This window comes from Microbacterium sp. Bi128 (assembly GCF_918698205.1).
On the sequence record NZ_CAKKMM010001168.1, the window covers coordinates 1 to 1,622 of the forward strand.

Below are 1,622 nucleotides of genomic sequence, written 5' to 3' on the forward strand. Positions count from 1 at the left end.
CGCCAATGCCGACCGCCCGGAACATGCCGCGAGCGGGGGCGGCGTGGATTCCATCGGTAACGACCCGGCTGCGGGGCTTGATGTCCGGCTTGGTGTCTGCTGCTGTGTGGGTGTCCTGACTCATGGCTCAAAGTCTAGGGCTCTGCTACAGGCGCCAACGACCCAAGAACGGAGCGTTAAGCGGAAAACCGGGAATATTTCGATCAAATAGTGGACTCTCGTCTCACATCATGAAACCGGGACCCGATTTGACCTAGGCCTGGTGAGCCGTGTCACGCAGTTCCGGGGCCTCGGCGACACCTTGGGCCTCGGCCTTGAGCATCGCCAGGACCTGCTGGATGGTGGTCCGGGCCGCGACGTCCGGACGGGCCAGCGCCACGATGCTCCGGCTGGCCTTCACACCCTCGAGCGGGCGCAGGACGAACCCCCGGCCCTGGTTGCTGACCGCCGTGTACCGCGGCAGCAGGCTCAGCCCGTGCCCGGCGCTGACCAGGGCTTCCAGGACCCGCAAATCCGGGAACTGCTGGGCCCGGACCGCCTGCGAGTCGGCCCGCACCTCGATCTGGCGCAGCACGGTGTCGAAGGGGAAACCCTCCGGGACTCCCATCCACGGAAAGCCGACGACGTCCTCGGCGCACAGTGTGGCTTTGCCGGCCAAAGCGTGCCCGGCCGGCAAAGCCACGTCCAGGGGTTCGTCCAGCAGCGGCACCACTGTCAGGCCCTGGCCGCCGAAGACTTCCGGACCGTCGACACTGTGCGCCAGGACGATGTCGTAGTCCGCGGTCAGCCCGGCGAACCCTGCAACGCCCGGGTCCTCGAAATGCGCCTCGAACCGCAGCCCCTCGACGGCCTTGACCCGGTGCAGCATGCCCGGCAGGAACATCTCCGCGGCGCTGGGAAAGAAGGCTGCCACCACCCGCGTCTGCCAGCCGCGCCGGTACGTGTCGATGGTTGCTTCCGCCCGCGCCATGGCCGTCGACACGTCGGCGGCGGCGCCTGCCATGGCCAGCCCTGCCTCGGTAAGGCGCACTCCCCTGCCGGACTTCTCCACCAGGACGACGCCCAGTTCCTCCTGGAGGGTCTTCAGTTGCTGCGACACTGCAGATGGCGTGACCTTCATGGCCTCGGCCGTGGCGCCTACGGTCCCGCGGCCGGCGAGTTCACGCAGTATCTGCAGTCGCTTGAAATCCATGAGGCGAGGCTACACGCCGGGCCGGGTTTGGTTCCGGTTCCGGGTTGCTCACCGGGCCGGGGATCCGCTCCAGGAATGCCCGGCATTTGGCCGCCGGGAGGGTGGACAGCCGGCTTTGCCCGGACGTAACGTCAAGCATCGGCAACCATGCCTCATGGGCTGAATACGGACTGAAAGGCTCTGCTATGGACTGGATCGTCTGGCTCGTTGTCATCATCGTGGTGGTCGCTGTGGTCTGGCGGCTGCTGAACCGCAACAAGAGCCGCCCGGGGGCAGATTCCTCATCCGCCGCAGGCACCAGCACCGGCACTGCTGCCGGCATTTCTTCTGGCAGCCCCGCCGGTTCGACGCCGGTGTCTGGCGCGGAGAGCGGTTCGGCGGCCAGTTCGACGGCGGCGGCCAGTCCGGTTGGCCCGGCAGCGGCCGGGGC

At 67.8% G+C, this 1,622-nt stretch carries 1 protein-coding gene and 1 pseudogene; one reads left to right on the plus strand and one right to left on the minus strand.

Annotation, left to right across the window (positions count from 1 at the left end):
- Positions 1-253: 253 nt before the first annotated feature.
- Complete coding sequence (locus tag LQV45_RS30900; protein WP_230011110.1) at positions 254-1,192, minus strand: LysR family transcriptional regulator; 939 nt, start codon at positions 1,190-1,192, stop codon at positions 254-256.
- 185 nt (positions 1,193-1,377) lie between these two features.
- Between LQV45_RS30900 and LQV45_RS30905 the strand changes: the two are divergent.
- Positions 1,378-1,622 (plus strand): annotated as a pseudogene (locus LQV45_RS30905) (hypothetical protein); the annotation flags it as partial.

Bases quoted from the DNA above. Each gene is read 5' to 3' on its own strand.
- LQV45_RS30900 (WP_230011110.1), bottom strand. From the start codon at position 1,192: ATGGATTTCAAGCGACTGCAGATACTGCGTGAACTCGCCGGCCGCGGG.